We start from the raw sequence: 25,848 nt of genomic DNA, 5'->3' as shown, positions 1-25,848 counted from the left end.
GCCGCCCTCTCCCTCGCGGGAGGCCCGGCGGCGGCCGATGTGTTTCAGAAAGTTTAGTGCAGTTCGCGGTGCAGCTCTTGCAGGGAAAGCACGACCAGATCGTCCTGGTGCTTCATGCCTTCGACCGCCGCTTCGCAGCCGGCCATGCTGGTGTAGTAGGTCACCCGGTTGGCCAGCGCCGCCTGGCGGATGTGGCGCGAATCGGCGATCGCCGTGCGCGTCTCGTCGACCGTCGTGAACACCAGCTGGATCTCGCCGGCCTTCACCATGTCGACGATGTGGGGGCGACCATCCTTCACCTTGTTGACCGCCTTGACCGGCACGCCGCCCTCGGCGATGGCCGCGGCCGTGCCCTTGGTCGCGACGACCTGGAAGCCGAGCGCGTGCAGGTCGCGCGCCACCACCACCGCACGCGCCTTGTCGCCGTTCTTCACGGTGATGCAGACGGTGCCGCGGTCGGGCAGGCGCGAGCCGGCGCCGAGCTGGCTCTTCAGCATCGCCTCGCCGAAGGTGCGGCCGGTGCCCATCACCTCGCCGGTGGAGCGCATCTCCGGGCCGAGGATCGGATCGACGCCGGGGAACTTGTTGAACGGGAACACCGCTTCCTTCACCGAGAAGTACGGCGGGATCACCTCGCGCGGCAGCTTGCCGTGGCGGTCTTTCTGGCTCGACAGCTTCTGGCCGACCATGCAGCGCGCCGCGATCTTCGCGAGCGCCTGGCCGGTGGCCTTCGAGACGAAGGGCACCGTGCGCGACGCACGCGGGTTGACCTCGAGCACGTAGACGACCGCATCGGCGCCCTCGCCCTGGATCGCGAACTGCGTGTTCATCAGGCCCTTGACCTTCAAGGCCTTGGCCATCAGCACCGTCTGGCGGCGCAGTTCATCCTGCAGCGCCTTCGGCAGCGAATACGGCGGCAGCGAACAGGCCGAGTCGCCCGAATGGATGCCCGCCTGCTCGACGTGCTCCATGATGCCGCCGATCATCACCTCTTCGCCGTCGCTGATGCAGTCGACGTCGACCTCGATCGCGTCGTCGAGGAAGCGGTCGAGCAGCACCGGCGATTTCTCCGACACCTTCACCGCCTCGCGCATGTAGCGCTCGAGGTCTTTCTCGCCGTGCACGATCTCCATCGCGCGGCCGCCCAGCACGTAGCTCGGGCGCACCACCAGCGGGTAGCCGATCTCGGCGGCCAGCGTCTTCGCGGCCTCTTCGGTGCGCGCGGTGCGGTTCGGCGGCTGCTTCAGGCCGAGTTCGTGCAGCAGCTTCTGGAAGCGCTCGCGGTCTTCGGCGATGTCGATGCTGTCGGGCGAGGTGCCGACGATCGGCACGCCGGCGCGCTCGAGGTCGAGCGCGAGCTTCAGCGGTGTCTGGCCGCCGTACTGCACGATCACGCCGACCGGCTTTTCCTTCGCGACGATCTCCAGCACGTCTTCCAGCGTCACCGGCTCGAAGTACAGGCGGTCGGACGTGTCGTAATCGGTCGACACCGTCTCGGGATTGCAGTTGACCATGATGGTCTCGTAGCCGTCCTCGCGCATCGCGAGCGCGGCATGCACGCAGCAGTAGTCGAACTCGATGCCCTGCCCGATGCGGTTCGGGCCACCGCCCAGCACCATGATCTTCTTGCGGTCGGTCGGCTCGGCCTCGCATTCCTCGTCGTAGGTCGAGTACATGTAAGCGGTCTGCGTCGAGAACTCGGCGGCGCAGGTGTCGACGCGCTTGTAGACCGGGCGCACGTTCTGCGCCCAGCGCGCCTCGCGCACCTCGTGCTGGTGCGTGCCGAGCAGCTTGGCCAGGCGGCGGTCGGAGAAGCCCTTCTGCTTCAGGAAGCGAAGTTCCTCGGTCGACAGGCTGGCGACCGTGCGGCCGGCGAGCGCCTGCTCGAACTTGATCAGCTGCTGGATCTGCGCGAGGAACCACGGGTCGATCGCGGTCTCTTCGAAGACCTCTTGCAGGCTCATGCCGATGCGGAACGCATCGCCGACGAACAGGATGCGCTCCGGGCCGGCCTCGCCGATCTCGGCAATGATCTCGTCGCGGTCTTCCTGCTTGCAGGAGGTGCGCTCGGTCAGCCCGTCGATGCCGGTCTCGAGCCCGCGCAGCGCCTTCTGGAAACTCTCCTGGAAGGTGCGGCCCATCGCCATCACCTCGCCGACCGACTTCATCTGCGTCGTCAGGCGCGAATCGGCCGCCGGGAATTTCTCGAACGCGAAACGCGGGATCTTGGTGACGACGTAGTCGATGCTCGGCTCGAACGACGCCGGGGTCGCGCCGCCGGTGATGTCGTTGCGCAGCTCATCGAGCGTGTAGCCGATCGCCAGCTTGGCGGCGACCTTCGCGATCGGGAAGCCGGTGGCCTTCGAGGCCAGCGCCGACGAGCGGCTGACGCGCGGGTTCATCTCGATCACGACCATGCGGCCGTCGACCGGGTTGATCGAGAACTGCACGTTCGAGCCGCCGGTGTCGACGCCGATCTCGCGCAGGATCGCGATGCTGGCGTTGCGCAGCAGCTGGTATTCCTTGTCGCTCAGCGTCTGCGCCGGCGCGACGGTGATCGAGTCGCCGGTGTGGATGCCCATCGGGTCGAGGTTCTCGATCGAACAGACGATGATGCAGTTGTCGGCGCGGTCGCGCACGACTTCCATCTCGTACTCTTTCCAGCCGATCAGGCTTTCCTCGATCAGCAGTTCCTTGGTGGGCGACAGGTCGAGGCCGCGCTTGCAGATCTCTTCGAACTCTTCCGGGTTGTAGGCGATGCCGCCGCCGGTGCCACCGAGCGTGAAGCTCGGGCGGATCACCATCGGGAAGCCGGTGCCACCAATTTCGGCGGTGATGCGCTTCTGCACCGAGAGCGCCTCTTCCATCGAGTGGGCGATGCCCGAGCGCGCCGAATGCAGGCCGATGCCGGTCATCGCGTCCTTGAACTTCAGGCGGTCTTCCGCCTTCTCGATGGCCTTCTCGTTCGCGCCGATCATCTCGACGCCGTACTTCGCGAGCACGCCGTGCTTGTGCAGGTCGAGCGCGCAGTTCAGCGCGGTCTGGCCGCCCATCGTCGGCAGCACCGCATCGGGGCGCTCCTTGGCGATGATCTTCTCGACCACCTGCCAGGTGATCGGCTCGATGTAGGTGACGTCGGCCATCTCCGGGTCGGTCATGATCGTCGCCGGATTGCTGTTGACGAGGATGACCTTGTAGCCCTCTTCGCGCAGCGCCTTGCAGGCCTGCGCGCCGGAGTAGTCGAACTCGCAGGCCTGGCCGATGATGATCGGACCGGCCCCGATGATGAGGATGGATTTGAGGTCGGCGCGCTTAGGCATTGTTCTTCTCCATCATGGCCGTGAAGCGGTCGAACAGGTAGCCGATGTCATGGGGTCCCGGGGAGGCCTCTGGATGGCCCTGGAAGCAGAAAGCGGGTTTGTCGGTGCGTGCCAGGCCCTGCAGCGTGCCGTCGAACAGGCTGACGTGCGTGGGGCGCAGGTTGGCAGGCAGGGTCTTCTCGTCGACCGCGAAGCCGTGGTTCTGGCTCGTGATGCTGACGCGACCGTTGTCGAGGTCCTTCACCGGGTGGTTCGCGCCGTGGTGGCCGAACTTCATCTTGAAGGTCTTCGCGCCGGAGGCCAGCGCGAGGATCTGGTGGCCCAGGCAGATGCCGAAGGTCGGGATGCCGGTGTCGATCAGCGTGCGCGTCGCGGCGATCGCGTAGTCGCAAGGCTCGGGGTCGCCGGGGCCGTTGCTCAGGAAGATGCCGTCGGGCTTGTAGGCCAGCACGTCGGCGGCCGGGGTCTGCGCCGGCACCACGGTGACCTTGCAGCCGCGGGCCGCGAGCATGCGCAGGATGTTGCGCTTGACGCCGAAGTCGTACGCGACGACGTGGAAGCGCGGATCCTTCAGCGTGCCGTAGCCCTCGCCGAGCGTCCATTCGGTCTCGGTCCAGTCGTAGGGCTTCGTCTCGCTGACCACCTTGGCCAGGTCGAGCCCGGCCATGCTGGGCGCGGCCTTGGCCTTCGCGATGGCGCCGTTGCGGATCTCGTCGGTCACGGCCTGGCCGACGGCCAGCGTGACGATGCAGCCGTTCTGCGCGCCGCGGGTGCGCAGCACGCGCGTCAGGCGGCGGGTGTCGATGTTGGCGATGGCGACCGTGCCTTCGCGTTGCAGGTACTGCGCCAGCGTCATCGTCTGGCGGAAGTTCGACGCGAGCAGCGGCAGGTCCTTGATGATCAGGCCGGCCGCGAAGACGCGGTTGGCTTCCACATCTTCATCGTTGACACCGTAGTTGCCGATGTGCGGATAGGTCAGCGTGACGATCTGGCGGCAGTAGCTCGGGTCGGTCAGGATTTCCTGATAGCCGGTCAGCGCGGTGTTGAACACCACTTCGCCGATGGTCTCGCCGGGCGCGCCGATCGAGACGCCCTGAAAGACCGTTCCGTCCGCGAGTGCCAGCAGAGCCTGTCCTGGGTTTGTCAGCAGTTGAGGCGGCACACGTATCTCCGTTGGTGCGCGCCCAGCTCTGCTCTTCTCGAGCGTCGGACCGGGGAGAAAACTGGGGGAGTTTTCGACAGGAAACGGCGAGGGTTTCGCTGGGGCGGGCGGGTTGCAGGTAAACCGCGGGATTATAGACGAGCTTCGAGGGTTGACCCTGAGCGGCGCATGCAGCACACGAATGCGAGCGATTGCCGTGTGCAACGCGAGCGCAGCAGTCGGATTTGCGTTTCGTTGCGCGACGATCGACTCCGATAATGCGCGCTGATCCGACCTCTCACACCCAACAAGAAGGAGCCTCACATGAAGGGCGACCCCAAAGTCATCGAACACCTGAACGCGCAGCTGAAGAACGAGCTGACCGCGATCAACCAATACTTCCTGCACTACCGCATGCTCAAGCACTGGGGCCTCGACAAGCTGGCCGCCAAGGAATACGCCGAGTCGATCGGCGAGATGAAGCATGCCGACAAGCTGATGACGCGCATCTTCACGCTCGACGGGTTGCCGAACCTGCAGGACCTGGGCAAGCTGATGGTCGGCGAAGACACCGTCGAGATCCTGCAGTGCGACCTGAAGTCCGAGCAAGGCGCACAGGCCACCATCAAGGACGGCATCGCCCACTGCGAGACGGTGCGCGACTACGTCTCGCGCGACCTGCTGCAGGAAATCCTCGACGACACCGAGGAGCACATCGACTTCCTGGAGACGCAGCTCGACCTGGTCGACAAGGTCGGCCTGCAGAACTACCTCCAGTCACAAATGGGTGAAGTCGAAGCCTGAGCCCCGTGACCGATTCCTCGCACCCCCGCGGTGCGGGGATGCCCCCAAGCTTGAAGTGCGAATCGTTCTTGTTTAAGATGCCTCCATCGGCCCTCGCTCGGCGGCCGGGAGTGCATCTGATGATCGTGTGTGTCTGCGAACGCGTTTCCGACCGGGACATCGAACGGCATGTCCGGGGTGGGTGCGACAGCTTCGACTCCCTGCAGCTGGAAACCGGCGTCGCCACCTGCTGCGGCCGCTGCGAAGACTGCGCACGCGAGGTGTTCGAGACCGCCGGCACCGCACAAGGCGGGATGACCATCATCCCGCTGAAGATCGCCGCCTGACGACGGCGACCCGGGCGCGGATCAGAGCGCCGCGATCCCTGCCTTCGCGATCTGCACGTCCTCGCTCGACTTCACCCCGCTGACGCCTACCGCACCGACACACTGGCCCTGCGCCACGATCGGCACGCCGCCCTCGAGCATGCCTTCCAGCGTCGGCGCGCTCAAGAAGGCGCTGCGGCCCTGGTTGATCATGTCTTCGTAGACCTTGCTCTCGCGGCGGCCGACCGCCGCGGTGCGGGCCTTGCCCGGGGCGATGTGCGACGAGATCGGCGCCGCGCCGTCCAGCCGCTGCAGCCACAGCAGGTGCCCGCCGTCGTCGACGATCGCGATCGTCACGGCCCACTGGTTCTTCAAGGCCTCGGCCTCGGCGGCGGCGGCGATGCGCTTCACGTCGTCGAGGGTCAACACGGGTTTGCTGTTCATGCGCAGGGGCAGGAGTTGGGAAAGCCGCACTGTAGTGCGACAGCGCCGGCCCGGCCAAGGCCCACGGGCGCAGAACACCCCTGCGCCGGCGCCAACCAATGCGGCGCAGGGATCCATGTCATCCCATGTCAGTTGTTACCGGGAACTACAATGCGCCGTCCGGGTCCATACCCGTGGTTCGACTCTCTGGAGGATTCATGAACGACAACCTGCAAGCTGCCTACGGCGGCTACATCGGCTCGGTTCCGAGCGCTGAACAGCGCAACCGGGTCCTTCGCAACACTTACTGGCTGCTCGCACTGTCGATGGTGCCAACCGTCCTCGGTGCATGGCTCGGCGTCACGATGAACTTCGGCGCCCTGCTGGTCGGCAGCCCGCTGCTCGGTTTCGTCGCGATCCTGGCCGTCGCTTTCGGCTTCATCTTCGCGATCAAGCACACTCAAAACTCGGGTCTCGGCGTCGCGGTCCTGCTGGGCTTCACGTTCTTCATGGGCCTGATCCTGTCGCTGACGATCGGGCGCGTGCTTGGCAGCTATCGCAACGGCGCCCAGCTCATCGTGCTGGCATTCGGCGGCACCGGCCTCGTGTTCTTCGGCATGGCCACGCTAGCCACCACGATGAAGCGCGACATCGCCAGCTGGGGCAAGTGGCTGTTCGTCGCCGTGATCGGGCTGATCATTGCCAGCCTGGCCAACATCTACTTCCAGATGACCGCGCTTTCGATGGTGGTCTCGACCCTCGCGGTCGTGATTTTCTCGGCGTACATGCTTTACGACATGAAGCGCGTGATCGATGGCGGCGAGACGAACTACGTGTCGGCAACGCTCGCGATCTACCTTGACGTGCTGAACGTGTTTGTCAATCTGCTGAACCTGCTCGGCATCTTCGGCGGCGACCGCGAATAAGCGGATCCGTTGACCGAACAAGGAAGGGGCCCTCGGGCCCCTTCTGCTTTTTCGGCGCCGCCTATCAGTCCCGCTCGAAGACGGCCATGCTTTCCACATGCGCCGTGTGCGGGAACATGTTCACCGCGCCGGCCGCCGTGCAGCGGTAGCCGCCCTGGTGCACCAGCAGCCCGGCATCGCGCGCCAGCGTCGCCGGGTTGCAGCTCACGTAGACGATGCGCTTCGGCGGCAGGTAGCCCGGTGCCACCGCCGGATCGGCGTGCAGGTCGACCAGCGCCTTGGTCAGCGCGAACGCGCCTTCGCGCGGCGGGTCGACCAGCCACTTCTCGGCATTGCCATACGCGGCCAGTTCGGCCGGCGTGATCTCGAACAGGTTGCGCGCGACGAACGAGGTCTTGTGCGCCAGCCCGTTGACCTGCGCGTTCTCGCGCGAGCGCGCGACCAGCGATTCGCTGCCCTCGATGCCGAGCACCTCGCGCGCCTGCGTCGCGATCGGCAGCGTGAAATTGCCGAGCCCGCAGAACCAGTCGATCACCCGCTCGTCCGGCCCGGCGGCGAGCAGCTTCAGCGCCCGCGACACCAGCACCTGGTTGATCTGGTGATTGACCTGCGTGAAGTCGGTCGGCTTGAACGGCATCGTGATGCCGAATTCCGGCAGCCCGTAGGCGAGCGGCGGGCCACCTTCGTCGAGCAGGTGCACCGTGTCCGGCCCCTTGGGTTGCAGCCACCACTGGATGGCGTGCGCCGCCGCGAACTCGCGCAGCCGCTGCAGGTCGCCGTCGCTCAGCGGCTCGAGGTGCCGCAGCACCAGCGCCGTGACCTCGCTGCCGATCGCCACCTCGATCTGCGGCAGCCGGTCGCGCTGGTCCATCGCGGTGATCAGCACGCGCAGCGGCAGCAGCAGGTCGCTCAGGTGGCGCGGCAGCACCTCGCAGCTGTCCATGTCGGCCACGTAGCTGGACTTGCGCTCGTGGAAACCCACCAGCACCGTGCCCTTCTTGACGACATGCCGCACCGACAGCCGCGCGCGGTAGCGGTAGCCCCAGGCCGGCCCTTCGATCGGCCGAAGCACGCGCTCGGCCTTCGTCTTGCCGAGGTGCCACAGCGCGTCTTCGAGCGCCCGCTGCTTGGTCGCGACCTGCGCGCCGACGTGGAAGTGCTGCATCTTGCAGCCGCCGCAGGTGCCGAAATGCCGGCAGCCGGGCGTCACGCGCTGCGAACTCTCGCGGCGCAGCGCCGTCATCGTCGCCTGTTCCCAGTTGTTCTTGCGGCGCCCCACGCTGACCTGGACCTGCTCACCGGGCAATGCGCCCTCGATGAACACCACCTTGCCTTCCGCGTTGTGCGCCACGCCTTGCGCTTCGAGGTCGAGGGATTCGACCGTCAGCCATTCATCGCTTGCTGTCATCCGGCGATTGTCTCAGGCCGCCGGCGCCGTTTTTCAGCTCCCCGCCTAGAAGATCGAATCGCGGTCGATCCCGCTGCGCGCCATGCGGCGCTTCAGCTTGACCAACGCCTCCTGCTGGATCTGCCGGATGCGCTCGCGCGTCAGGCCCAGGCGCTCGGCGAGCACCTCCAGCGTCTCGGGCTCGCGGTCGCGCAGGCCGTAGCGGCCCGACAGCACCTCGCGCTCGCGGTCGTTCAGCTCGTCGAGCCCGTGCTGCAGCAGCACGTCGATCTCGTGGTTCAGCGTCGTCGACAGCGGATCGCTCGCGCCCTCGTCGGCCACGCTGTCGATCATCGATTCGGAGTTCTCGCGGTCGATCGGCGCGTCGAGCGAGGCCGGCAGCTCGGCGAACTTCAGCAGGTCGCTGACCTCCTGCACCGGCCGGCCGACGCGCAACGCGATGTCCTCGACCCGCACCGGCTTGTCGGTGCCGTCGCCGTGCAGGCCGTCGGCTTCGAGCGCGCGGCGGGCCTTCACCACATGGTTCAGCTCGCGCACCACGTGCACCGGCAGCCGCACCAGCCGGGCCTGGTGCATGATCGCGCGCTCGATGCTCTGGCGGATCCACCACGACGAATAGGTCGAGAAGCGAAACCCGCGCTCCGGCTCGAACTTGCCGATCGCGTGCATCAGGCCGAGGTTGCCTTCCTCGATCAGGTCGGTCATCGGCAGGCCGCGGCCCAGGTAGTTCTTCGCGATGCTGACCACCAGCCGCAGGTTGCGCTCGATCATCAACTGGCGCGCCGCGAAATCGCCGGCACGCGCCTTCGTCGCGGTGTCGAACTCTTCCTGCGGGGTCAGCAGCGGGGCGCGGCGGATGTCGCGCAGATAGGTCTGCAGCGTGTTGCCGACCTCGCCATCGCCGGCGGCGATCTCGATCACCGGGCGCGCATCGTCGGACGCTGCGTCGGCCTGTTCCCGCGGGTCGCCGTCAGGCGGCGCTTCCGGAGGCTCGGCCGGCTCGCCCTGCGCATCGCCCCCCCTCAGCACCGGCAGCGGCGGCCTGACCGCGGCCTCCTGGCCCAGCGCATGCCCGTTCAGTGTGCTGCGCTTCTTGGCCATGCTGTTGCCCGGGCTGGAGGAAGGTGGGCCGCGCGTCAGCGCGGCGGCAGGAGCTTGGCCGGATCGATCGGCCTGCCGAGTTTGCGGATCTCGAAATGCAGCAGCACCCGGTCGGAATCGGTGGTGCCCATCTCGGCGATCTTCTGGCCGCGGCGCACGGTCTGGTCTTCCTTGACCAGCAGCGCCTGGTTGTGCGCGTAGGCCGTCAGGAAGGTGCTGTTGTGTTTCAGGATCACGAGGTTGCCGTAGCCGCGCAGGCCGGACCCGGCATAGACCACGCGGCCGTCGGCCGCGGCCAGCACCGGATCGCCGGCCTTGCCGGAGATCGACAGGCCCTTGCTGCGCACGTCGTCGAAGCCGGTCACCACCGGGCCGGCGGCCGGCCACTGCCAGTTGACGTCGTCGTCATCGCGCGGGGTGGCCGCTGCCGCGGGGGGCACCGCGACCGGCGTCGAGGCCGTCGACACCCCCGCCGCACCCGAGGCGCCCGAAGCAGCCCGCGGCGCATCGAGCGGCTTCACGTCGATCTTCGCGGCGGTCACGCCGCGCGTGGCCACCGCGTTCGGATCGGCACCCGGCGGCACGACGCGCAGCACCTGGCCGACCTCGATGACGTTCGGGTTGTCGAGGTTGTTCCACTTGATCAGGTCTTTCCAGTTCTGGCCGGTCTCGAGCCCGACACGGATCATCGTGTCGCCTGGTTTCACCGTGTAGAAGCCGGGCTTGCCGGCGTTCTCGGCGCCCGGCAGCGGCTTCACGCCGTCCGGCGTGACGAGTGGTGGCACAGGCGTCGCGATCGGCGTGCCCTGCGACCCGCCCGCCGTCGTGACCGGCGCCCGGATGCCGCCGCGATCCTCGACCGGCGCCTTGACCTTCGGCGACGAACAGGCCGCGAGCGCGAGCGCCGCCAGCACGATGGCGATCGACCGCGGACTGATCGAACGGCGGCGCGCTGCCGCGGGAATCGGGGTGCTTGCCATCAATGCCACTGTCATCAATCCGTTCCTGATTTTAGGGGGACGAACAACACGGCCTCATGGACCGTGCGCTCGTAGCCACCCTCTGTTCTGTCGACCACCACCAGCACCTGGCCCTGCCCTGCAGCCCGCTGCACCGGGGCCACCAGGCGGCCGCCGACGGCCAGTTGATCGAGCCAGGCCTGCGGCAGGTTGTCGCCGCCGGCGGCCGAAATGATGCTGTCGTACGGCGCGTTCGGCGGGTGGCCCCGCATCCCGTCACCATACACCAGCCGGATGTCCGTCAAGCGCAGCGGCGCCAGCAACTCGCGCGCCTTGTCGTGCAGCGGCTTGAGCCGTTCCACCGACAGCACCTGCCGCGACAGCTGCGCCAGCACCGCCGCCTGGTAGCCGCAGCCGGTGCCGATCTCGAGCGTGCGGCCCAGCGTGCGGCGCGTGCGCGCGGCGGGGCTCGCCATCAGCAGCTCGATCATGCGGGCCACCACCGACGGCTTCGAGATGGTCTGCCCGAGGCCGATCGGCAGGCTGGTGTCTTCATACGCCTGGTTGACCAGCGCCGTGTCGACGAAGGCATGGCGCGGCACGCGGGCCATCGCGCCGAGCACCAGCTCGTCGCGCACGCCGCCGCTGCGCAGCCGGTCGACCATGCGCTGGCGAACGCCGGCCGAATCGAGGCCGAGGCCGGTCGGCACCACACGCTGCGTGGCGGCCATCGCCGCCTGCTGCACCGGCCGCTGCGGCCGCAGCACCTCGCGGCCCTTGGCCGGCGGCGTGAGCCGATCGAGTTGCAGCGGGAACTTCGGTCGCTTCGGTGCTTCGCTCATGCACCCACCGCTTGCGACCACTGCCGCCACGCGGGCAACCGGGCATGGTCGGTCAGGTCGACCTGCAGCGGCGTGATCGACACGCAGCCGTCGGCGGTGGCATGGAAATCGGTGCCCTCGCCCGCTTCGCGCACGTCGCCGGCCGGCCCGATCCAGTAGATCGGCTCGCCGCGCGGGTTCTGCTGGCAGACCACCGGCTCGCTCGCATGGCGGCGGCCCAGCCGCGTGATGCGGCGCGGCAGCTCGATCGCGTCGGGCCGGTTCGGGATGTTGACGTTGAGCAGCCAGGCGCCGGGCGCCGGCGGGTGCGCGATCACCTGCTCGACCAGCGAGCGTGCGAAGCGCGCCGCCGCATCGACCTGCCCCCAGCCCTTCTCGACCTGCGAGAACGCGATCGCCGGGATGCCGAACAGGAAGCCTTCCATCGCGGCGGCGACGGTGCCGGAGTACAGCGTGTCGTCGCCCATGTTGGCGCCGTTGTTGATGCCCGAGAGCACCAGGTCGGGCTGGTGCTCGAGCAGCCCGGTCAGCGCGACGTGGACGCAATCGGACGGCGTGCCGTTGATGTAGCGGAAGCCGTTGGCCGCGGTGAAGACCGACAGCGGCCGGTGCAGCGTCAGCGAGTTCGAGGTGCCGCTCGCGTTCTGCTCCGGGGCCACCACGTCGATCTCGCCGAGCCCTTCGCAGGCCTTCACCAGGGCCGCGAGGCCGGGGGCGAGGTAGCCGTCGTCGTTGGCGATCAGAATGCGCATCGGGCGATTGTAGGACTCGTCACCTGCGCGACGCGCGCACGCGACTCGCCTGCCTATCATTCGCCGACCCCAAGGAGACATGACGATGCAAGCCTGGTTGTGCGAGAACCCCATCGGCCCCGAAGCGCTGACCTGGAAAGACCTGCCGACGCCGCAGCCGGCCGCCGGCGAGGTGCGCGTCGCGATCCGTGCCGCGAGCCTGAACTTCCCGGACCTGCTGATCGTCCAGAACAAGTACCAGATCAAGCCGCCGCTGCCCTTCGTGCCCGGCGCCGAGTACGCCGGCGTGGTCGAGGCCGTCGGCGAAGGCGTCAAACACTTGAAGGTCGGCGATGCGGTGGCCGCGTTCGCCGGCACCGGCGGCTTCGCGACGCACGCCTGCGTGAACGCCGCGCTGCTGATGCCGCTGCCGCCGGGCTTCGCGTTCGAGGACGCGGCCGCGTTCCTGTGCACCTACGGCACCACGCACCATGCGCTGATGGACCGCGCGGCACTGCAGCCCGGCGAGACCGTGCTGGTGCTCGGCGCGGCCGGCGGCGTCGGCAGCGCGGCGATCCAGATCGCGAAGGCCGCGGGCGCACGCGTGATCGCCGCCGCGTCCACCGACGAGAAGTGCGGCTTCTGCAAGCAGCTCGGCGCCGACGAGACCATCAACTACAGCCGCGGCCAGTTGCGCGAAGAACTGAAGGCGCTGACCCAGGGCAAGGGCCCCGACGTGGTCTACGACCCGGTCGGCGGCGACCTCGCCGAGCCGGTGTTCCGCTCGATCGCCTGGCGCGGCCGCTACCTGGTGATCGGCTTCGCGCAAGGCGGCATCCCGGCGCTGCCGCTGAACCTCGCGCTGCTGAAGGGTGCGTCCATCGTCGGCGTCTTCTGGGGCGAATTCGCGCGCCGCGAGCCGAAGAACAACGCCCGCGCGCTGGCCGAGCTGGCCGGCTGGTATGCGCAGGGCAAGATCAAGCCGGCGATCGACCGCACGCTGCCGATGAGCGGTCTGTCGGATGCCTTCGCCCGCATGGGCAGCCGCCAAGTGCAGGGCAAGATCGTGATGGTGACATGACCGCCCCTCGGTCGACGGGTACGTCGACCGATCCCCGGGGGGATGCGGGCCGCCGCTCCGACCATCGCACCCCTTCACCCGAGGGGGGCTCGAGCCGCGCCGCACACGGCTGGACACAGTTTGCGCGGGGTCGAGTGCGCTACGATGCTGGACGCGCCCCGCGTCCCCTCCGTTCACCCCCGGCACCATGGCATGGCAATCAAGGTCCTGATCGTTGAAGACAATCCCGTCGCGCGCAGCTTCCTGTGCCGCGTGGTGCGCGAAAGCTTCAGCGACACGATCGCCATCACCGAGGCCGGCGACCTCGAGAGCGCGCGCCGCCACATCGGCCTGCCCGACCGCCAGAAGATCGACGCGCCGACCGATCCGTTCAAGCTGATCCTGGTCGACCTGGAACTGCCCGACGGCAACGGCATGGAGCTGCTGGCCGAGCTGGCCCGCTACCCGGCCACCAAGATCGTCACCACGCTGTACTCCGACGACGACCACCTGTTCCCCGCGCTCCAATGCGGTGCCGACGGCTACCTGCTGAAAGAAGACCGCTTCGAGGTGCTGGTCGAGGAACTGCAGAAGATCGTGCGCGGCCAGCCGCCGCTGTCGCCGGCCATCGCGCGGCGCCTGCTCGGCCACTTCCGCCAGGGCCCCGGCGGCATGGGCGGTCTGTCCGAGCCGGCACCGTCGGGCTTCCAGAGCAGCCGCCCGATGCCGCTCGGCCGCGGCGCACCGCTCGACCACGAGCGCCTGACCCCGCGCGAGAGCGAGGTGCTGACCTACCTCAGCAAGGGCTTCACGATCAAGGAGATCGCGAACCTGATGGGCATCAAGTGGTTCACGGTCAACGACCACATCAAGTCGATCTACAAGAAGCTCAACGTGTCCAGCCGTGCCGAAGCGGCCGTGCTGGCCAGCAAGCAGGGCCTCGTCTAGGTCCATGGCCCTGCGGGGCTGACAGCGCATGGACACCCCCGCGTCACGGCCGGCGAGCCTGCACACCCACACCGATTCCGCACTCGATTCCGGGCTGATCGACCACGCGCTCGGCGATGACCAGCGCCTGTCGCGCTGGATGGGCTGGCGGCTGCGCCTGCTGGTGGTGGCCGCGCTGCTCGGCTGCGTGGCGCTGGTGATGACGGCGCGCTGGCTCGCCGCCCAGCCGCACCTGCCGGCCGACTGGCGCGTCGGCGCGCAGGGCGAGATCGAACTGGTGCACACCGACGACGCTGCGCTGAAGCCGCTCGAAGGCCGCGCGCTGGTCGGCCTGCTGAACGACAACGGGCAGGTCGCGATCGTCGACGGCCTGGCGCTGCAGCGCTCGCCGCGCTGGATCACGAACGATGCGCAGCGCGAGCGCCACCTCGACCAGCACCAGCAGGTCGCCGCGGTGATGGGCGGCAGTGCGGTGCGGGTCTTCTTCATCGGCGGGCGGCAGGTCGAGCTGGCACTGCAGCCGCGCGGGCTCACGCGGCTGGGCATGATGTTCTGGGTGCTGTCGGCGCTGAGCCTGACGCTGTACCTGGTGGCGATGGTGGTGCTGCTGGCCAAGCCGTCGATGCGCAACCTGCTGTATGCCGTGGCCTCGCTGTGCCAGGCCGGCAGCCTCGCCTTCATGGCGGTCGAGTCGACGCTGCAGCTCGGGCTGCCGCTCGGCTTCCTGCGCTGGGACCTGCCGCTGCGCCTGGCCTTCGACCTGCTCACGGCCGCCGCGCTGGTGCACGCCGCTTATCCGGCACAGCAACCACCGGCCGGCGGGCGGCGCATCGCGTGGGCCGGCTGGGGCATCGCGCTGCTGCTGGCGGTCTTGTGCGCCGGCGGATCGCTGCGCGGCGCGTGGTGGTGGGCACAGGGTGGCGTCCTGCTGCTGGGGCTGGTGGCACTCGGCCTGCTGAGCTGGTGGTACCGGCGCGAGCCGCATCCGTTCGCGGTCGTGATGCGCCGCTTCGGCGTGATGGCGATCAGCACCTGGGCGCTGCTGTCGATCGCCATCGCCGCGGGCCACCGGCTGCCATCGGTGCAGCAGCAGATGGCCAACATCGGCCCGGCGATCTGGTACGTGTTCTTCGCGTCGCTGCTGCTGCTGGTGCCGTTCCTGTCGAAATCGCAGCAGGTGATGCGCGAGTTCTCGCTGCTGGCGGCCGTCAGCACCATCGCGACCTCGCTCGACCTGCTGTTCGTCGCGGTGTTCTCGCTCGGCCAGTTCGCGTCGGTGACGCTGGCGCTGTTCCTGTCGCTGGGCATCTACTCGGGTGCGCGCCAGTGGATCCTGAACCAGCTGCTCGGCAGCAACGTGCTGACCACCGAGCGCATGTTCGAGAAGCTCTACCGCATGGCGCGCGAGGTCGAGACGCACCCCGAGCGCGCGTCCGACATGCTGATGCAGTTGCTGCGCGAGCTGTTCGAGCCGATGGAGGCGGTGGTGGTCGAGAAGTCCACGCGCAGCGCACGCGTGGCCGGCGACGGCTCGACGCTGGTGGTGCCGGTGCCGCAGCTGCCGGGCGTCGGCGACGGCCTGCCGTGCTCGGTGGTGCTGCGCTTCGCGCACCGCGGGCGGCGGCTCTTCACGTCCGAAGACGCGCGGCTGGCCGAGCGCATCCTCGAGCAACTGCGGCGGGCGATCGCGTTCGACAAGGCCGTGGAGCAAGGTCGCAGCGAGGAGCGCCTGCGCCTCGCGCAGGACCTGCACGACGACATCGGCGCGCGGCTGCTGACGCTGATGTACAAGGCACAGTCGCCCGAGATGGAAGAGTACGTGCGGCACACGCTGCAGGACCTGAAGACGCTGACGCGCGGGCTCGCCGCGCCGAACCACCCGCTGTCGCATGCCGCGGCCGAATGGAAGGCCGACCTGACGCAGCGCCTGACCGCGGCGCACATCGAGCTGGGCTGGAACCTGACCTTCGACCGCGACATCTCGCTGACGGTGGTGCAGTGGTCGGCGCTGACGCGCGTGATGCGCGAGCTGGTGAGCAATGCGATCGCGCATGCGAAGGCGCGCCGCGTCGACATCGAGTTCCACCTGCTGCAGGACGGGCTCGAGCTGACCATCACCGACAACGGCATCGGCCGCACCCCGCAGGCCTGGGCGCACGGGCTCGGGCTGGGTGGCGTGCGCAAGCGGGTGAAGCAGCTGGGCGGCGAGGTCGAGTGGAAGGAAGCCGGCGCGGTCGGGATCCGCTGCCGGGTGACGATACGGCAGCTGACCGAGAGGCACTGACGGCGGGCCGCTACCGGTCCGCGGTGAGCCGCCCCGCGCCGCGTCGCCCCTCGATCAGTTCGAAGAGGCCCGTGCCCGCGAGCATCGCGGCGACGAACACCAGCGCCTTGAACTCGCCCATGCCGAGCGCGACCAGCCCCGGCCCCGGGCAGAAGCCGGCGAGGCCCCAGCCGATGCCGAACAGCAGGCTGCCGAGCACCAGGACGCGCATCACAGCGCGCCCCCGACAGGGGTCAGCACATGCCGGACCACGAACACCACGGCGAACCCGGCGGCCATGAACACGGTCGTCGCGCCTGCCCGAGCGGGCCGTCGAGCAGCGCATCGGCCTGCGCGAAGCTGCCGACGGTGAACGGGAAATCGACCAGCCCGAACTCCTTGACGATGCCGGCCAGCGAGGTCGTCGCCGGGGCCGACATCCTCCACGCTGCTGCGGAAGCGGGCCGCCTGAAGCAGGCCTTCGAGGGCTCGGCGCAGGCCGTTCGCTGTGCTAGGGTGCGGCCTCATGACCGCCGACCTCCCCGCGGACCCCTCCCTGCACGGTGAAGCGCGCTTCCGCCTGCTCGTCGAGAGCGTGCGGGACTACGCCATCTTCATGCTCGACATCCACGGCCGGGTCGTCACCTGGAACGCCGGTGCGGAGCGTTTCAAGGGCTACCGGGCGCACGAGATCATCGGCCAGCACTTCTCGCGCTTCTATCCGCCCGAAGCCCTGGCACGCGGCCTGCCCGCGCACGAGCTCGAGGTGGCGCAGGCCACCGGCAGCTTCGAGGACGAAGGCTGGCGCGTCAGGAAGGACGGCTCGCAGTTCTGGGCGAACGTCGTCATCACCGCGATGCGCGCGCCCGACGGGCGGCTCGTCGGCTTCGCCAAGGTCACGCGCGACCTGACGCAGCGGCGCGGCCATGAAGAGGCCTTGCGCCGCAGCGAGGAGCGCTTCCGGCTGCTGGTCGAGGGCGTGTCCGACTACGCGATCTTCATGCTCGATGCCAACGGCATGGTCGCCACCTGGAACGTCGGCGCCCAACGCATCAAGGGCTACGCGGCCGCCGAGATCATCGGCCGGCACTTCTCGGTCTTCTATCCGCGCGAAACGCGCGCGAGCGGCTGGCCCGACCACGAGTTGCTGGTGGCGACCGAGAAGGGAAGCTTCATCGACGAAGGATGGCGGGTGCGCCAGGACGGCTCGATGTTCTGGGCCAACGTCACCATCACCGCGTTGCGCGACGACGACGGCCGGCTGCTCGGCTTCGCCAAGCTGACCCGCGACCTCACCGAGCGCCGGGACGCCGCGGCGGCCGAACTCGCCAGCCGGCAGCGCGACGAACTGCTGCAGGCCGAGCGCAGCGCCCGCATGGAGGCGCAGCGCGCGACGCGCGTCAAGGACGAGTTCCTGGCCACGCTGTCGCATGAACTGCGCACGCCGCTCAGCGCCATCCTCGGCTGGACCCAGGTGCTGCGCCGGGCCGAGAAAGCAGGCCAGCCGGTCGATCTGGCACGCGCCATCGACGTGATCGATCGCAACGCGCGGGCCCAGGTCAAGCTGATCGACGACCTGCTCGACCTGAGCCGCATCATGGCCGGCAAGATCCGGCTCGATGCGCAGCAGGTGCCGCTGCTGGAGGTCGTGCAGGCGGCCGTCGATTCGGCCCGGCCCGCCGCCGAGGCCAAGGACATCCGCCTGGCGACCCGGCTCGACCCGGACGCGCCGACGGTGCGCGGAGACGGCAGCCGCCTGCAGCAGGTGGTGTGGAACCTGCTCACCAACGCGATCAAGTTCACGCCGCAGGGCGGGCAGGTGCAGGTCGCGCTGCAGCGCAACGGCCAGCGCCTGACGCTGAGCGTCACCGACAACGGCATCGGCATCCCGGCGAGCTTTCTGCCGCAGGTGTTCGACCGCTTCTCGCAGAACGACAGCTCGACGACGCGGGCCTTCGGCGGCCTGGGCCTGGGGCTGGCGATCTGCCGGCAGCTGGTGGAGCTGCACGGCGGCACGATCCGGGCGACCAGCGCCGGCGAGGGCCACGGCGCCAGCTTCGTGGTCGACCTGCCGGTCTCGCATGCGCAACTGGAAGCCGAGGAGGCACAGCGCGTGCAATCGGTGGATGCGGTGCCAACGGTGGAAGAGGCCGCGCCGGCCGCGGACCTGCCCGCCCTGCCTCGGCTCGGCGGGGTGCATGCCTTCATCATCGACGACGAGCCCGATGCGCGCGACCTGCTGCAGCGTGTGTTCGAGGACCAGGGCGCGCAGGTGACGCCCTTCGCGTCGGCACAGCAGGCGCTGGCGGGGCTGGAGCGGGCCCGCCCGGCCGTCATCGTCAGCGACATCGGCATGCCGACGATGGACGGCTACCAGTTCATGCGCGCGCTGCGTGCGAGCGAGACGCGCCACGAGCGCATTCCGGCGCTGGCGCTGACGGCCTTCGCGCGCGCCGAGGACCGCAAGAAGTCACTGCTCGCGGGCTACCAGGCCCACCTGGCGAAGCCGTTCGACGTGACCGAGCTGGTGCTGGTGGTGGCGAATCTGGTGGGGCGCTGAGCGCCCGGGGCTCTCAAGGGCGCCGCGCCGCCGTGATCAGCAGTTCGTTCGGGCCGGCCCAGCCGGTCGGCGTGGTGAAGGCCTGCAGTTGCGCCCGGATGTCGTCCCACGCGGCCTTGGCCGCCGTGTCGCCGAGGCCCGCGAGGATCTGGAGAATCGGGCTCGCCGAGCTGCGCACGAAGGCGATGTAGTGGTCGACGGACGGCATGCGGAACACGGCCTCCACGGCCGTCGTCGCGACATCGCGGAAGCCTGCCGTGCGGAAGAGGTCGTCGATGTGGCCGGGGCGCCCGAGGCTGAACAAGCTGCCGGGTGCGAAGGGGTCGCGCGCCGGCAGCCCTGCGTGCCTGAGCGCCGTGGCCGTGAGGATCGAGATGCAGGGGTTCTTCTGCGGCACCGAGAACACCACGGTGCAGACACCGCCGCCCGGCCGCAGCGCGCGATGCATTTCACGCAGGCCCTGCAGAGGATTCGGGAACAGCATCAGACCGAGCCGACAGACTGCCGCATCGAACGAGGCTTCGTCGACGCGCAGGTCCTCGCCGTCGGCCACCTGGCATTGCACCTGCGGGAGCCCGGCACGCGCAGCACGGTCCTGGACGATCGCGACGAACGCCGGCGCCAGATCGGTCGCCACGACGGCGCCGGATCGGCCGACCTGCTCGGCGAGGTCGAGCGTCTGATCGCCCGCACCGGCCGCGACATCGAGCACCCGGGAGCCTGGCACGACGCCGGCCTTGGCGATCATCGCGTCGGTCGCGCCGCGCAACCAGGCGCGGATGTCGGGCGAATGCGCGTCCCAGCTGCCGGCCGCGGCGTCCCAGTGGGCCTGCACGGCTGCCTTGAAGGTGTCGCTGTCTGCTGCGGGTGTGGTCATGCCTTCAGCTTTCGTGAAGAGGTGAAGGATAGTCTCGCAACTTGGGAGCACTTGTTCGGCGGCAATAATCTCTGCATGACATTCCCCAGATTCATCAGCGCCGCCTGCCTGGCGCTGGCAGCTGCCGTGCACGCCGAACCGGTTGAAATGTCCGCAAGAGGCGGCCACTTCAAGCTCTGCGACATCAAGACGGAGGAGGACAAGACCTTCCTGCTCGGATCGATGCAGATGCTCAACGCCACTCCGGAGGGCCAGTGGACCGCGATGATCGCGATCACGCTGCGCGATGCGAACGATGAGCCCATCTACCGGGCCTCGTTGCTGGGCGATCGCGATCCGGACCGTCTCGACCTCGCCCAGACCTTCTTGTTCGGTCGCAGCAACAGTGCAACCGAGCTCCTCCAGACGCTGCGCATGGGCGACGCGGTGAAACTCTCCCTGGGCTGGGACAAGGACGGGCTGCTTTCGTTGGACGCAGGCCCTGCAGGCCGGCGCGAGACTCGCTTGCAGCGCAAACCCATCCACGCCACGGCGGTCGTTTCAGGTGCGACCGCGCGCGTGGACTTCGGCAGCTCGGTCACCGTGGACTGCAGCGACGACGTGATGAGGCGCGACGATGCTTCATACAGGCGCAAGCTGATGGGCACCTGGGCCGGGCTCGACGAGGCAGGCAAGCTGCTCTCCGTTCGCCTGCTGGAGGATGGCCATGCATTCCTGGAGTTGAAGGGGCAGACGATCGGCGGCGGTGACGACGTGTCCGGACGCTCGCTGCGGTACGAGCTCGACACCAATGTCTGGCCGATGGGCCTGGATTTCGTGGTCTGCGACGCGGGCGGCCAGGAGCTGGCGCGCTTCAAGATGACAGCCGAAACGGCTGACGATGGGTCCTTGCTGGTGACCGTGCAGGAGAAGACGCCGGGCCCGTCGGACGCGCAAGGCCCGACCGCTGCATCGAGGACCCTGCGGCTGACGAAGCTGCTCAGCGGTTGAGCCTCACTCGCCGCCAAGTCGTTCATCTCGTAGACGACCGTGGCTTTTGTGAACCTGATGGTCATCCGCTCCTTTGCGGGATGACACCGCCGGCCTCGCGCACTTCCGCAGCGTCACCGAGCGCACCCTGGTCGGCGGCTTCGTGCTGCTGCACGTGCATACTTCGAGCCCACCCTGATTTCGTCGAAAGGCCCGCCATGAAGCCACTCGCCCTCGCCGCCCTGATCGGCATTGCCGCGGCCGCGCCGCTCAGCGCCTTCGCCAAGGCCGACTGCAAGGCCTACCCGAAGGCCGAATGGATGAAGGAAGCCGACGCCAAGGCCAAGCTCGAAGGCCAGGGCTACGCAATCAAGAAGTTCAAGGTCGACGGCAACTGCTACGAGATCTACGGCAAGAACAAGGAAGGCAAGAAGGTCGAGATCTACTTCGATGCCAAGACGCTGGAACCGGTGAAGTCCGAGATCGAGAAGTAGGCCGATGCCGGTCTCCGGACCCGAGGCGCCGTCGCCCGCAGCCGATGACCGCGTCCGCGTCTGGGACCTGGTCGTCCGCCTGTGCCACTGGGGCCTCGCAGCGCTGGTGGTGCTGAACCTGGTGCGCGACGACGGCGACCGGTGGCACCGGCTCGCCGGCTACGTGGCGGTTGGCGTGGTCGCGCTGCGCTGCCTGTGGGCGGCACGGCACCACGGCCCCGGCGGCTGGCGCGCACTGAAGCCCTCGCTGCGCGACACCCTCGGCTACCTGCGCGGCGGCGCGCCGCGCACGCTGGAACACAACCCGCTGGGCCTGTGGATGGTCTGGCTGCTGTGGCTGCTGGTGCTGCTGCTCGGGCTGACCGGCTGGATGAGCCGGCTCGATGCCTTCTGGGGCGATGAACAGGTGCAGGACCTGCACGCCTGGCTCGCGGACACGTTGATGGTCTCGGTCGCGATGCACCTGGCCGGCGTGGCCGCGATGAGCTGGCGCTGGCGCGAGAACCTGCCCGCGGCGATGCTCAGCGGGCGCAAGCGTCCTCGGGCCGCGCGGCGCGACCCGTGAGACACCTGATCCATCGAAGCTAGGCAGCCTGGTTGTCCGAGGGCATCGCCGCCGGATCCATCCAGATCGCTCCCCACAGGTGCCCATCGGGATCGGCCAGGTCCCGGCCGTACATGAAGCCGAGGTCTTGCACGGGGTTCGCATCGGCCTGGCCACCGTGCTCGGCAGCGGCCTTGTTCATCCGATCGACGGCCTCGCGGCTGTCCACGGTGAGGCCCAGCATGACCTTGCTGGTGCCGGCGGGCGACATCGGCCGCTCGGTGAAGGTGCGCCACTTGGCGTGGGTGAGCAGCATCGCGTGGATCGTCTCGCTCCAGACCATGCAGGCCGCGGTGTCGTCGCTGAATTGCGGGTTCTGTTCGAATCCCAGCGCCTTGTAGAAAGCGATCGAGGCGGCGAGGTCGGTCACGGGAAGGCTCACGAAGATCATCTTGGTCACGGGGGGGGCTCCTGGTGATGTGGAAAGGGCGGAAGCGTCCTGCTTCGCAGGCTCCACCCGTACGACGTTCGACCTCCGCGCGAATCGACAAGTTCGTGATCGCGGCCACATCGGCCCCGCGCACCTGGTTGCGACTTGGCGCGCGCCGCATTCCGTGCGATCTCCCACGACCCGGGGGACTGGCCGCAATGTCTTAAGGATCGACTAACCCTCGGCTTTGCACAGTGCATGCATGCCGAGCCAGACACGACGCCTTCCGACCCTTCCCGCCGGCCTTCTCGCCGGCCTGATCGCCTGCGGTGCGATGTGCCTGTCGACCGCGCGCGCCGACGACGACCCGGTGGCGCCCGCCACCACCGAGCTGCCTTCCGACGAAAGCCTGGAGCAATCCGGCGCGGTCATCGGCGAGATCCGCGTCGACAACCTCGACATCTTCGACACCCGGCTCGACGAAGAAGACAACGCCGCGTTCCGCCTCGCCAACTGGCTGCACATCCAGACCCGGCGCGAGACCATCGAGCAGCAGTTGCTGTTCAAGCCCGGCGAGCGCTACAGCGCGCGGCTGCTGCGCGAATCGGAGCGCACGCTGCGCGCCAACGGCTACCTGCGCGACGCGGCCATCCGCGTGGCCGCGGTGCACGACGGCGTGGTCGACATCGTGGTGGCCACGCAGGACGTGTGGACGCTGAAGCCCGGCGTGTCGTTCGGCCGCAAGGGCGGGCGCAACAGCAGCAGCGTCGGCATCCAGGAGACCAACCTGATGGGCCGCGGCAAGCAGCTCGGGCTGGACATCCACTCCGGCGTCGACCGCAGGTCGAAAGCGCTGACCTACCAGGACAACCAGTTGCTCGGCAGCCGCTGGACGCTGACGGGCGAGTACGACGACAACAGCGACGGGCGCGCGCAGAAGCTGGCGATCGAGAAGCCGTTCTATGCGCTCGACACACGCCGCGCCGGCGGCCTGTCGCTCAGCAACGAGCGCCGCACCGACTCGGTGTACTCGCAAGGCCAGGTCGTCAACCAGTACGACGTGGCCGCCCGGCACGCGACGGCCTACACCGGCTGGTCCGACGGGCTGCACGACGGCGCCGCACTGCGCTGGACCGCCGGCCTGACCTTCGACGAGCAGCGCTACGCCGCGCTGCCTGCGCAGGGCAGCGCCAGCGTCGCGCCGGACGGGCGGCGCCTGCTGGTTCCGTGGATCGGCGTCGGCTGGATCGAGGACCAGTTCATCGCCACGCACAACCAGGACCAGATCGGCAAGACCGAGGACATCGCATTGGGCTGGAACGTGCGCGGCCGGCTCGGCGCAGCCTCCAGCCGGCTCGGCTCCGACCGCACGGCCGGCGTGTTCGATGCCGGCTTCTCGAAGGGCTGGATGCCGAGCCCGTCGCAGACCTGGCTGCTGGCGGGCACGGCCGAAGGCCGCGTCGAGCGCGAGGGCGTGAGCGGCGGCCTGTTCAAGCTGTCGGGCCGCTGGTACCTGCGGCAGTCGCCGCAGCGCTCGCTGTTTGCCGGTATCGGCATCGACCGCGGCGTGCGGCTCGACCCCGACCAGCAGATCACGCTCGGTGGCGACACCGGGCTGCGCGGCTACCCGCTGCGCTACCAGAGCGGCAGCGGCCGCTGGCTGGCGACCATCGAGCAGCGGGCCTACTCCGACTGGTTCCCGTTCCGGCTGTTCCACGTCGGCGGCGCGGTGTTCTACGACATGGGCCGCACCTGGGACGGTGTGCGGCCGGGCGATTCGGCCCAGGGGCTGCTGCGCGACGCGGGCTTCGGGCTGCGCCTGGGCAACAGCCGCTCGGGCCTGGGCACCGTGGTGCACGTGGACGCGGCCTTCCCGATGGACGGCGACAAGTCGATCAAGAAGGTGCAGTTCATCGTCGAGGCCAAGCGCAGTTTCTGACGAGATGAACGAGGTGTTCGACGCCGACCTGAAGAACGTCTCGCAGTCGGTGGCGGCATCGAGGGTGCAGGCCGACGCCCATCAGCTGCGCGTGCTGCTCGACAATCTGGTCGAGAACGCGCAGTCGCTGGTCCCGGAGGGCGGCGGCAGCGGCCTGGGCCTGGCGATCGTGCGCGCGATCGCCGAGCGCCATCACGAGCGTCAGCCTGCACACGCCGCAGGCGCACGGGGGGGCTGGAGGTGCGGGTGGCGTTCTCTCAACTGCAAGGAGCCTGACATGAACATGCCGGCCAGCTGGTTTCAATGGGCCCTGCTGTCGGCCGCGTTCGCCGCGCTGACGGCGATCTTCGCGAAGATCGGCATCCGGGGCGTCGACTCCGACCTCGCGACGCTGGTGCGCACCAGCGTGATCCTGGTCGTGCTGGCGGCCTTCGTGGCGGGGACCGGCAAGTGGTCGAACCCGCTCGACCTGCCGGGCAGGACCTGGCTGTTCCTGGTGCTCTCGGGCCTGGCCACCGGGGCGTCGTGGGTCTGCTACTTCCGGGCGCTGCAGATCGGCGATGCGTCGCAGGTGGCGCCGGTCGACAAGCTGAGCCTGGTGCTGGTCGCGGTGTTCGCCTTCGCGTTCCTCGGCGAGCGGCCGAGCCTGCGCGAATGGGCCGGCATCGCGATGGTGGCGGGCGGGGTGCTGGTGCTGTCGATCAGGCGCTGAAGCGTGCGGACCCGGATGCGTCGCCGTGAGCAGCAAGCAGCAGATCGGCATGGGTCCGCTGGCGCAGCGCTGAGTTCAACCCAGGAACCCGGTGCCTGACCAGCTGCGCACGTCGAGGCTGCCTATTTCCACGTTCGCTGCAGTTCGGACAGGTGACCAGCAACGGCATCGATGAAGACCTGCGCCTTCGTCGAAAGCGTCTTCCGGTTCGTGTAGACGGCGTGCAATTCGACGACATCCGACGCGTGGTCTGGCAGCAATCGCGACAGTGAGCCGTCCCGGACGGCTGGCGCCGCGAGGAAGTCTGGCAGTCGGCCGATGCCACAGCCGCCGACGAGGATCGGCAACAGCGCGGCGACATCGGGGATGACGGTGCGGGGAGGCACGCTGACTTCGATGTGCTCGCCCTTTGCCGAGGTATAGCGCCAGCGCGCGGGCTGGTTGATGCGTGACAGCAGGCGATGGGCACTCAGCTGCGACGGTTCGTGGGGCGTTCCGTGCGCCACCAGATAAGCAGGACTGGCGCACGTCCACAGCGCCATGTCCGTGAGGTGGCGTGCGACGAGCTCCGAGTTGGGTAGCGGGCCGATACGCAAGGCGACGTCAACCTCTTCGGCGGCGAGATCGACCTTGCGGTTATCGACTTCCAGCACCAGGTCGAGGTCTGGATACCGCTTCAGGAAGTCCGCGAGCATGGGCGAAAGCAAGATGGCGGCGAGTGCAAACGGGGCATTCACCTTGAGCGTGCCGCGCAACAGCCCGGCGGTGCTGTCGATTGACGCCTGAGCCTCTTCGGCAGCGCTCAGCAGAGACACTGCGTGCGGCTGCAACGCGCTACCTGCGTCAGTGACCTTCACGCGCCGTCCCGAGCGGTCGAGCAGAGCCGCGCCCACGTCGGTCTCCAGGCGATTCAGCGCGCGGCTGATCGACGATTTGGGTAGGCCGGTTGCACGCGCCGCCCCCGAAAGCGAGCCGCTGTCGAGCACGCGAAGAAAGATCCTCAGATCGGAGAGTTGCATGCCCCGATCGTTCCATGTCTGGAACAACGCGTCCACACCTTGTGGCTATGACGGCACGACTCGGCTTCTTACG

23 protein-coding genes and 2 pseudogenes are annotated in these 25,848 nt (G+C 68.6%); 12 read left to right on the top strand and 13 right to left on the bottom strand.

The genetic code is table 11. The features are described 5' to 3' along the window. Nucleotides 1-53: 53 nt before the first annotated feature. On the bottom strand, nt 54-3,320 hold the full coding sequence (gene carB / locus BUE42_RS11795) for a carbamoyl-phosphate synthase large subunit (protein WP_073465298.1): 3,267 nt from the start codon (nt 3,318-3,320) through the stop codon (nt 54-56). After that, nucleotides 3,313-4,482: a glutamine-hydrolyzing carbamoyl-phosphate synthase small subunit gene (carA, locus tag BUE42_RS11790; RefSeq protein WP_235002281.1), complete on the bottom strand. Its 1,170-nt coding sequence runs from the start codon at nt 4,480-4,482 to the stop codon at nt 3,313-3,315. The genes carB and carA overlap by 8 nt, the downstream gene beginning before the upstream one ends. 303 nt (nt 4,483-4,785) lie before the next feature. Between carA and bfr the strand changes: the two genes are divergently transcribed. Both bfr and BUE42_RS11780 read left to right on the top strand, forming a co-directional pair. Beyond that, nucleotides 4,786-5,265, top strand: coding sequence for a bacterioferritin (bfr, locus tag BUE42_RS11785; protein WP_056814305.1), 480 nt, complete (start codon nt 4,786-4,788; stop codon nt 5,263-5,265). Between the two features lie 119 nt (nt 5,266-5,384). Further along, nucleotides 5,385-5,591: a (2Fe-2S)-binding protein gene (locus BUE42_RS11780; RefSeq protein ID WP_073465297.1), complete on the top strand. Its 207-nt coding sequence runs from the start codon at nt 5,385-5,387 to the stop codon at nt 5,589-5,591. A 21-nt stretch (nt 5,592-5,612) separates the two neighbouring features. Here BUE42_RS11780 and BUE42_RS11775 read toward each other — a convergent pair whose 3' ends face one another. After that, entirely contained in the window at nt 5,613-6,014 is a 402-nt protein-coding gene (locus BUE42_RS11775; RefSeq protein ID WP_073465296.1) for a GlcG/HbpS family heme-binding protein, read from the bottom strand. 197 nt (nt 6,015-6,211) lie between these two features. Between BUE42_RS11775 and BUE42_RS11770 the strand changes: the two genes are divergently transcribed. After that, nucleotides 6,212-6,919, top strand: a complete 708-nt coding sequence (locus BUE42_RS11770) for a Bax inhibitor-1 family protein (protein WP_073465295.1) — start codon at nt 6,212-6,214, stop codon at nt 6,917-6,919. 64 nt (nt 6,920-6,983) lie between these two features. On the opposite strand, the gene rlmD is transcribed toward BUE42_RS11770, so the two are convergent. From rlmD to surE, 5 genes are read right to left on the bottom strand one after another with little or no spacing between them, the layout of a single operon-like run. Beyond that, entirely contained in the window at nt 6,984-8,327 is a 1,344-nt protein-coding gene (gene rlmD / locus BUE42_RS11765) for a 23S rRNA (uracil(1939)-C(5))-methyltransferase RlmD (protein WP_073465294.1), read from the bottom strand. A gap of 45 nt (nt 8,328-8,372) precedes the next feature. Further along, nucleotides 8,373-9,428, bottom strand: coding sequence for an RNA polymerase sigma factor RpoS (gene rpoS / locus BUE42_RS11760; RefSeq protein ID WP_073465293.1), 1,056 nt, complete (start codon nt 9,426-9,428; stop codon nt 8,373-8,375). Between the two features lie 35 nt (nt 9,429-9,463). Next, nucleotides 9,464-10,408 (bottom strand): peptidoglycan DD-metalloendopeptidase family protein, encoded by a 945-nt coding sequence (locus BUE42_RS11755; RefSeq protein WP_073465292.1) that lies wholly within the window; start codon nt 10,406-10,408, stop codon nt 9,464-9,466. Nucleotides 10,409-10,422: 14 nt separating this feature from the next. After that, nucleotides 10,423-11,229, bottom strand: a complete 807-nt coding sequence (locus BUE42_RS11750) for a protein-L-isoaspartate(D-aspartate) O-methyltransferase (protein ID WP_073465291.1) — start codon at nt 11,227-11,229, stop codon at nt 10,423-10,425. Beyond that, a complete protein-coding gene (surE, locus tag BUE42_RS11745; protein WP_073465290.1) occupies nt 11,226-11,981 on the bottom strand; it encodes a 5'/3'-nucleotidase SurE in 756 nt (251 codons plus the stop codon). The genes BUE42_RS11750 and surE overlap by 4 nt, the downstream gene beginning before the upstream one ends. Before the next feature lie 85 nt (nt 11,982-12,066). Here surE and BUE42_RS11740 point away from each other — a divergent pair, with 85 nt between their 5' ends. The 3 genes from BUE42_RS11740 to BUE42_RS11730 all read left to right on the top strand — a co-directional run bounded on the left by BUE42_RS11740 (nt 12,067) and on the right by BUE42_RS11730 (nt 16,252). Beyond that, the gene (locus BUE42_RS11740) at nt 12,067-13,041 is read left to right on the top strand and encodes an NADPH:quinone oxidoreductase family protein (RefSeq protein WP_073465396.1); all 975 of its coding nucleotides are present in this window, start codon (nt 12,067-12,069) and stop codon (nt 13,039-13,041) included. 192 nt (nt 13,042-13,233) lie between these two features. After that, nucleotides 13,234-13,968: a LuxR C-terminal-related transcriptional regulator gene (locus tag BUE42_RS11735; RefSeq protein WP_073465289.1), complete on the top strand. Its 735-nt coding sequence runs from the start codon at nt 13,234-13,236 to the stop codon at nt 13,966-13,968. Nucleotides 13,969-13,996: 28 nt separating this feature from the next. Continuing rightward, nucleotides 13,997-16,252 carry a sensor histidine kinase gene (locus tag BUE42_RS11730; RefSeq protein ID WP_073465288.1) on the top strand — a complete coding sequence of 752 codons (2,256 nt, stop codon included), beginning with the start codon at nt 13,997-13,999 and terminating at the stop codon, nt 16,250-16,252. 10 nt (nt 16,253-16,262) lie between these two features. On the opposite strand, the pseudogene BUE42_RS11725 reads toward BUE42_RS11730, so the two are convergent. Both BUE42_RS11725 and BUE42_RS11720 read right to left on the bottom strand, forming a co-directional pair. Next, a pseudogene (locus tag BUE42_RS11725) lies at nt 16,263-16,466 on the bottom strand (DUF6691 family protein); the annotation flags it as partial. Between the two features lie 79 nt (nt 16,467-16,545). Then, nucleotides 16,546-16,674 (bottom strand): annotated as a pseudogene (locus tag BUE42_RS11720) (TRAP transporter substrate-binding protein); the annotation flags it as partial. Between the two features lie 83 nt (nt 16,675-16,757). Here BUE42_RS11720 and BUE42_RS11715 point away from each other — a divergent pair. Continuing rightward, entirely contained in the window at nt 16,758-18,791 is a 2,034-nt protein-coding gene (locus BUE42_RS11715) for a PAS domain-containing hybrid sensor histidine kinase/response regulator (protein ID WP_073465286.1), read from the top strand. Nucleotides 18,792-18,804: 13 nt separating this feature from the next. Here BUE42_RS11715 and BUE42_RS11710 read toward each other — a convergent pair whose 3' ends face one another. After that, entirely contained in the window at nt 18,805-19,668 is an 864-nt protein-coding gene (locus tag BUE42_RS11710) for a class I SAM-dependent methyltransferase (RefSeq protein WP_073465285.1), read from the bottom strand. A gap of 75 nt (nt 19,669-19,743) precedes the next feature. On the opposite strand from BUE42_RS11710, the gene BUE42_RS11705 reads away from it, so the two are divergent. From BUE42_RS11705 to BUE42_RS11695, 3 genes are all read left to right on the top strand, one after another. Further along, nucleotides 19,744-20,658, top strand: a complete 915-nt coding sequence (locus BUE42_RS11705) for a hypothetical protein (RefSeq protein WP_073465284.1) — start codon at nt 19,744-19,746, stop codon at nt 20,656-20,658. A 197-nt stretch (nt 20,659-20,855) separates the two neighbouring features. Continuing rightward, a complete protein-coding gene (locus tag BUE42_RS11700) occupies nt 20,856-21,131 on the top strand; it encodes a PepSY domain-containing protein (protein ID WP_073465283.1) in 276 nt (91 codons plus the stop codon). Between the two features lie 4 nt (nt 21,132-21,135). Then, a complete protein-coding gene (locus tag BUE42_RS11695) occupies nt 21,136-21,696 on the top strand; it encodes a cytochrome b/b6 domain-containing protein (RefSeq protein ID WP_073465282.1) in 561 nt (186 codons plus the stop codon). Between the two features lie 19 nt (nt 21,697-21,715). On the opposite strand, the gene BUE42_RS11690 is transcribed toward BUE42_RS11695, so the two are convergent. Continuing rightward, nucleotides 21,716-22,135: a VOC family protein gene (locus BUE42_RS11690; protein WP_073465281.1), complete on the bottom strand. Its 420-nt coding sequence runs from the start codon at nt 22,133-22,135 to the stop codon at nt 21,716-21,718. A gap of 232 nt (nt 22,136-22,367) precedes the next feature. Between BUE42_RS11690 and BUE42_RS11685 the strand changes: the two genes are divergently transcribed. Together BUE42_RS11685 and BUE42_RS11680 are read left to right on the top strand one after the other, a co-directional pair. Further along, complete coding sequence (locus BUE42_RS11685; protein WP_143171448.1) at nt 22,368-24,044, top strand: BamA/TamA family outer membrane protein; 1,677 nt, start codon at nt 22,368-22,370, stop codon at nt 24,042-24,044. A 277-nt stretch (nt 24,045-24,321) separates the two neighbouring features. Next, the gene (locus BUE42_RS11680) at nt 24,322-24,756 is read left to right on the top strand and encodes an EamA family transporter (RefSeq protein WP_073465395.1); all 435 of its coding nucleotides are present in this window, start codon (nt 24,322-24,324) and stop codon (nt 24,754-24,756) included. 122 nt (nt 24,757-24,878) lie between these two features. On the opposite strand, the gene BUE42_RS11675 is transcribed toward BUE42_RS11680, so the two are convergent. After that, nucleotides 24,879-25,775 carry a LysR family transcriptional regulator gene (locus BUE42_RS11675; protein WP_073465394.1) on the bottom strand — a complete coding sequence of 299 codons (897 nt, stop codon included), beginning with the start codon at nt 25,773-25,775 and terminating at the stop codon, nt 24,879-24,881. Between the last annotated feature and the right edge of the window lie 73 nt (nt 25,776-25,848).

Origin of the sequence: Rhizobacter sp. OV335, assembly GCF_900142965.1 — a bacterium.
In the GTDB taxonomy this organism is placed as follows: Bacteria; Pseudomonadota; Gammaproteobacteria; order Burkholderiales; family Burkholderiaceae_C; genus Rhizobacter.
Note: the sequence above shows the minus strand (reverse complement) of the source record. Positions and strands in the feature narration are given on the sequence as shown.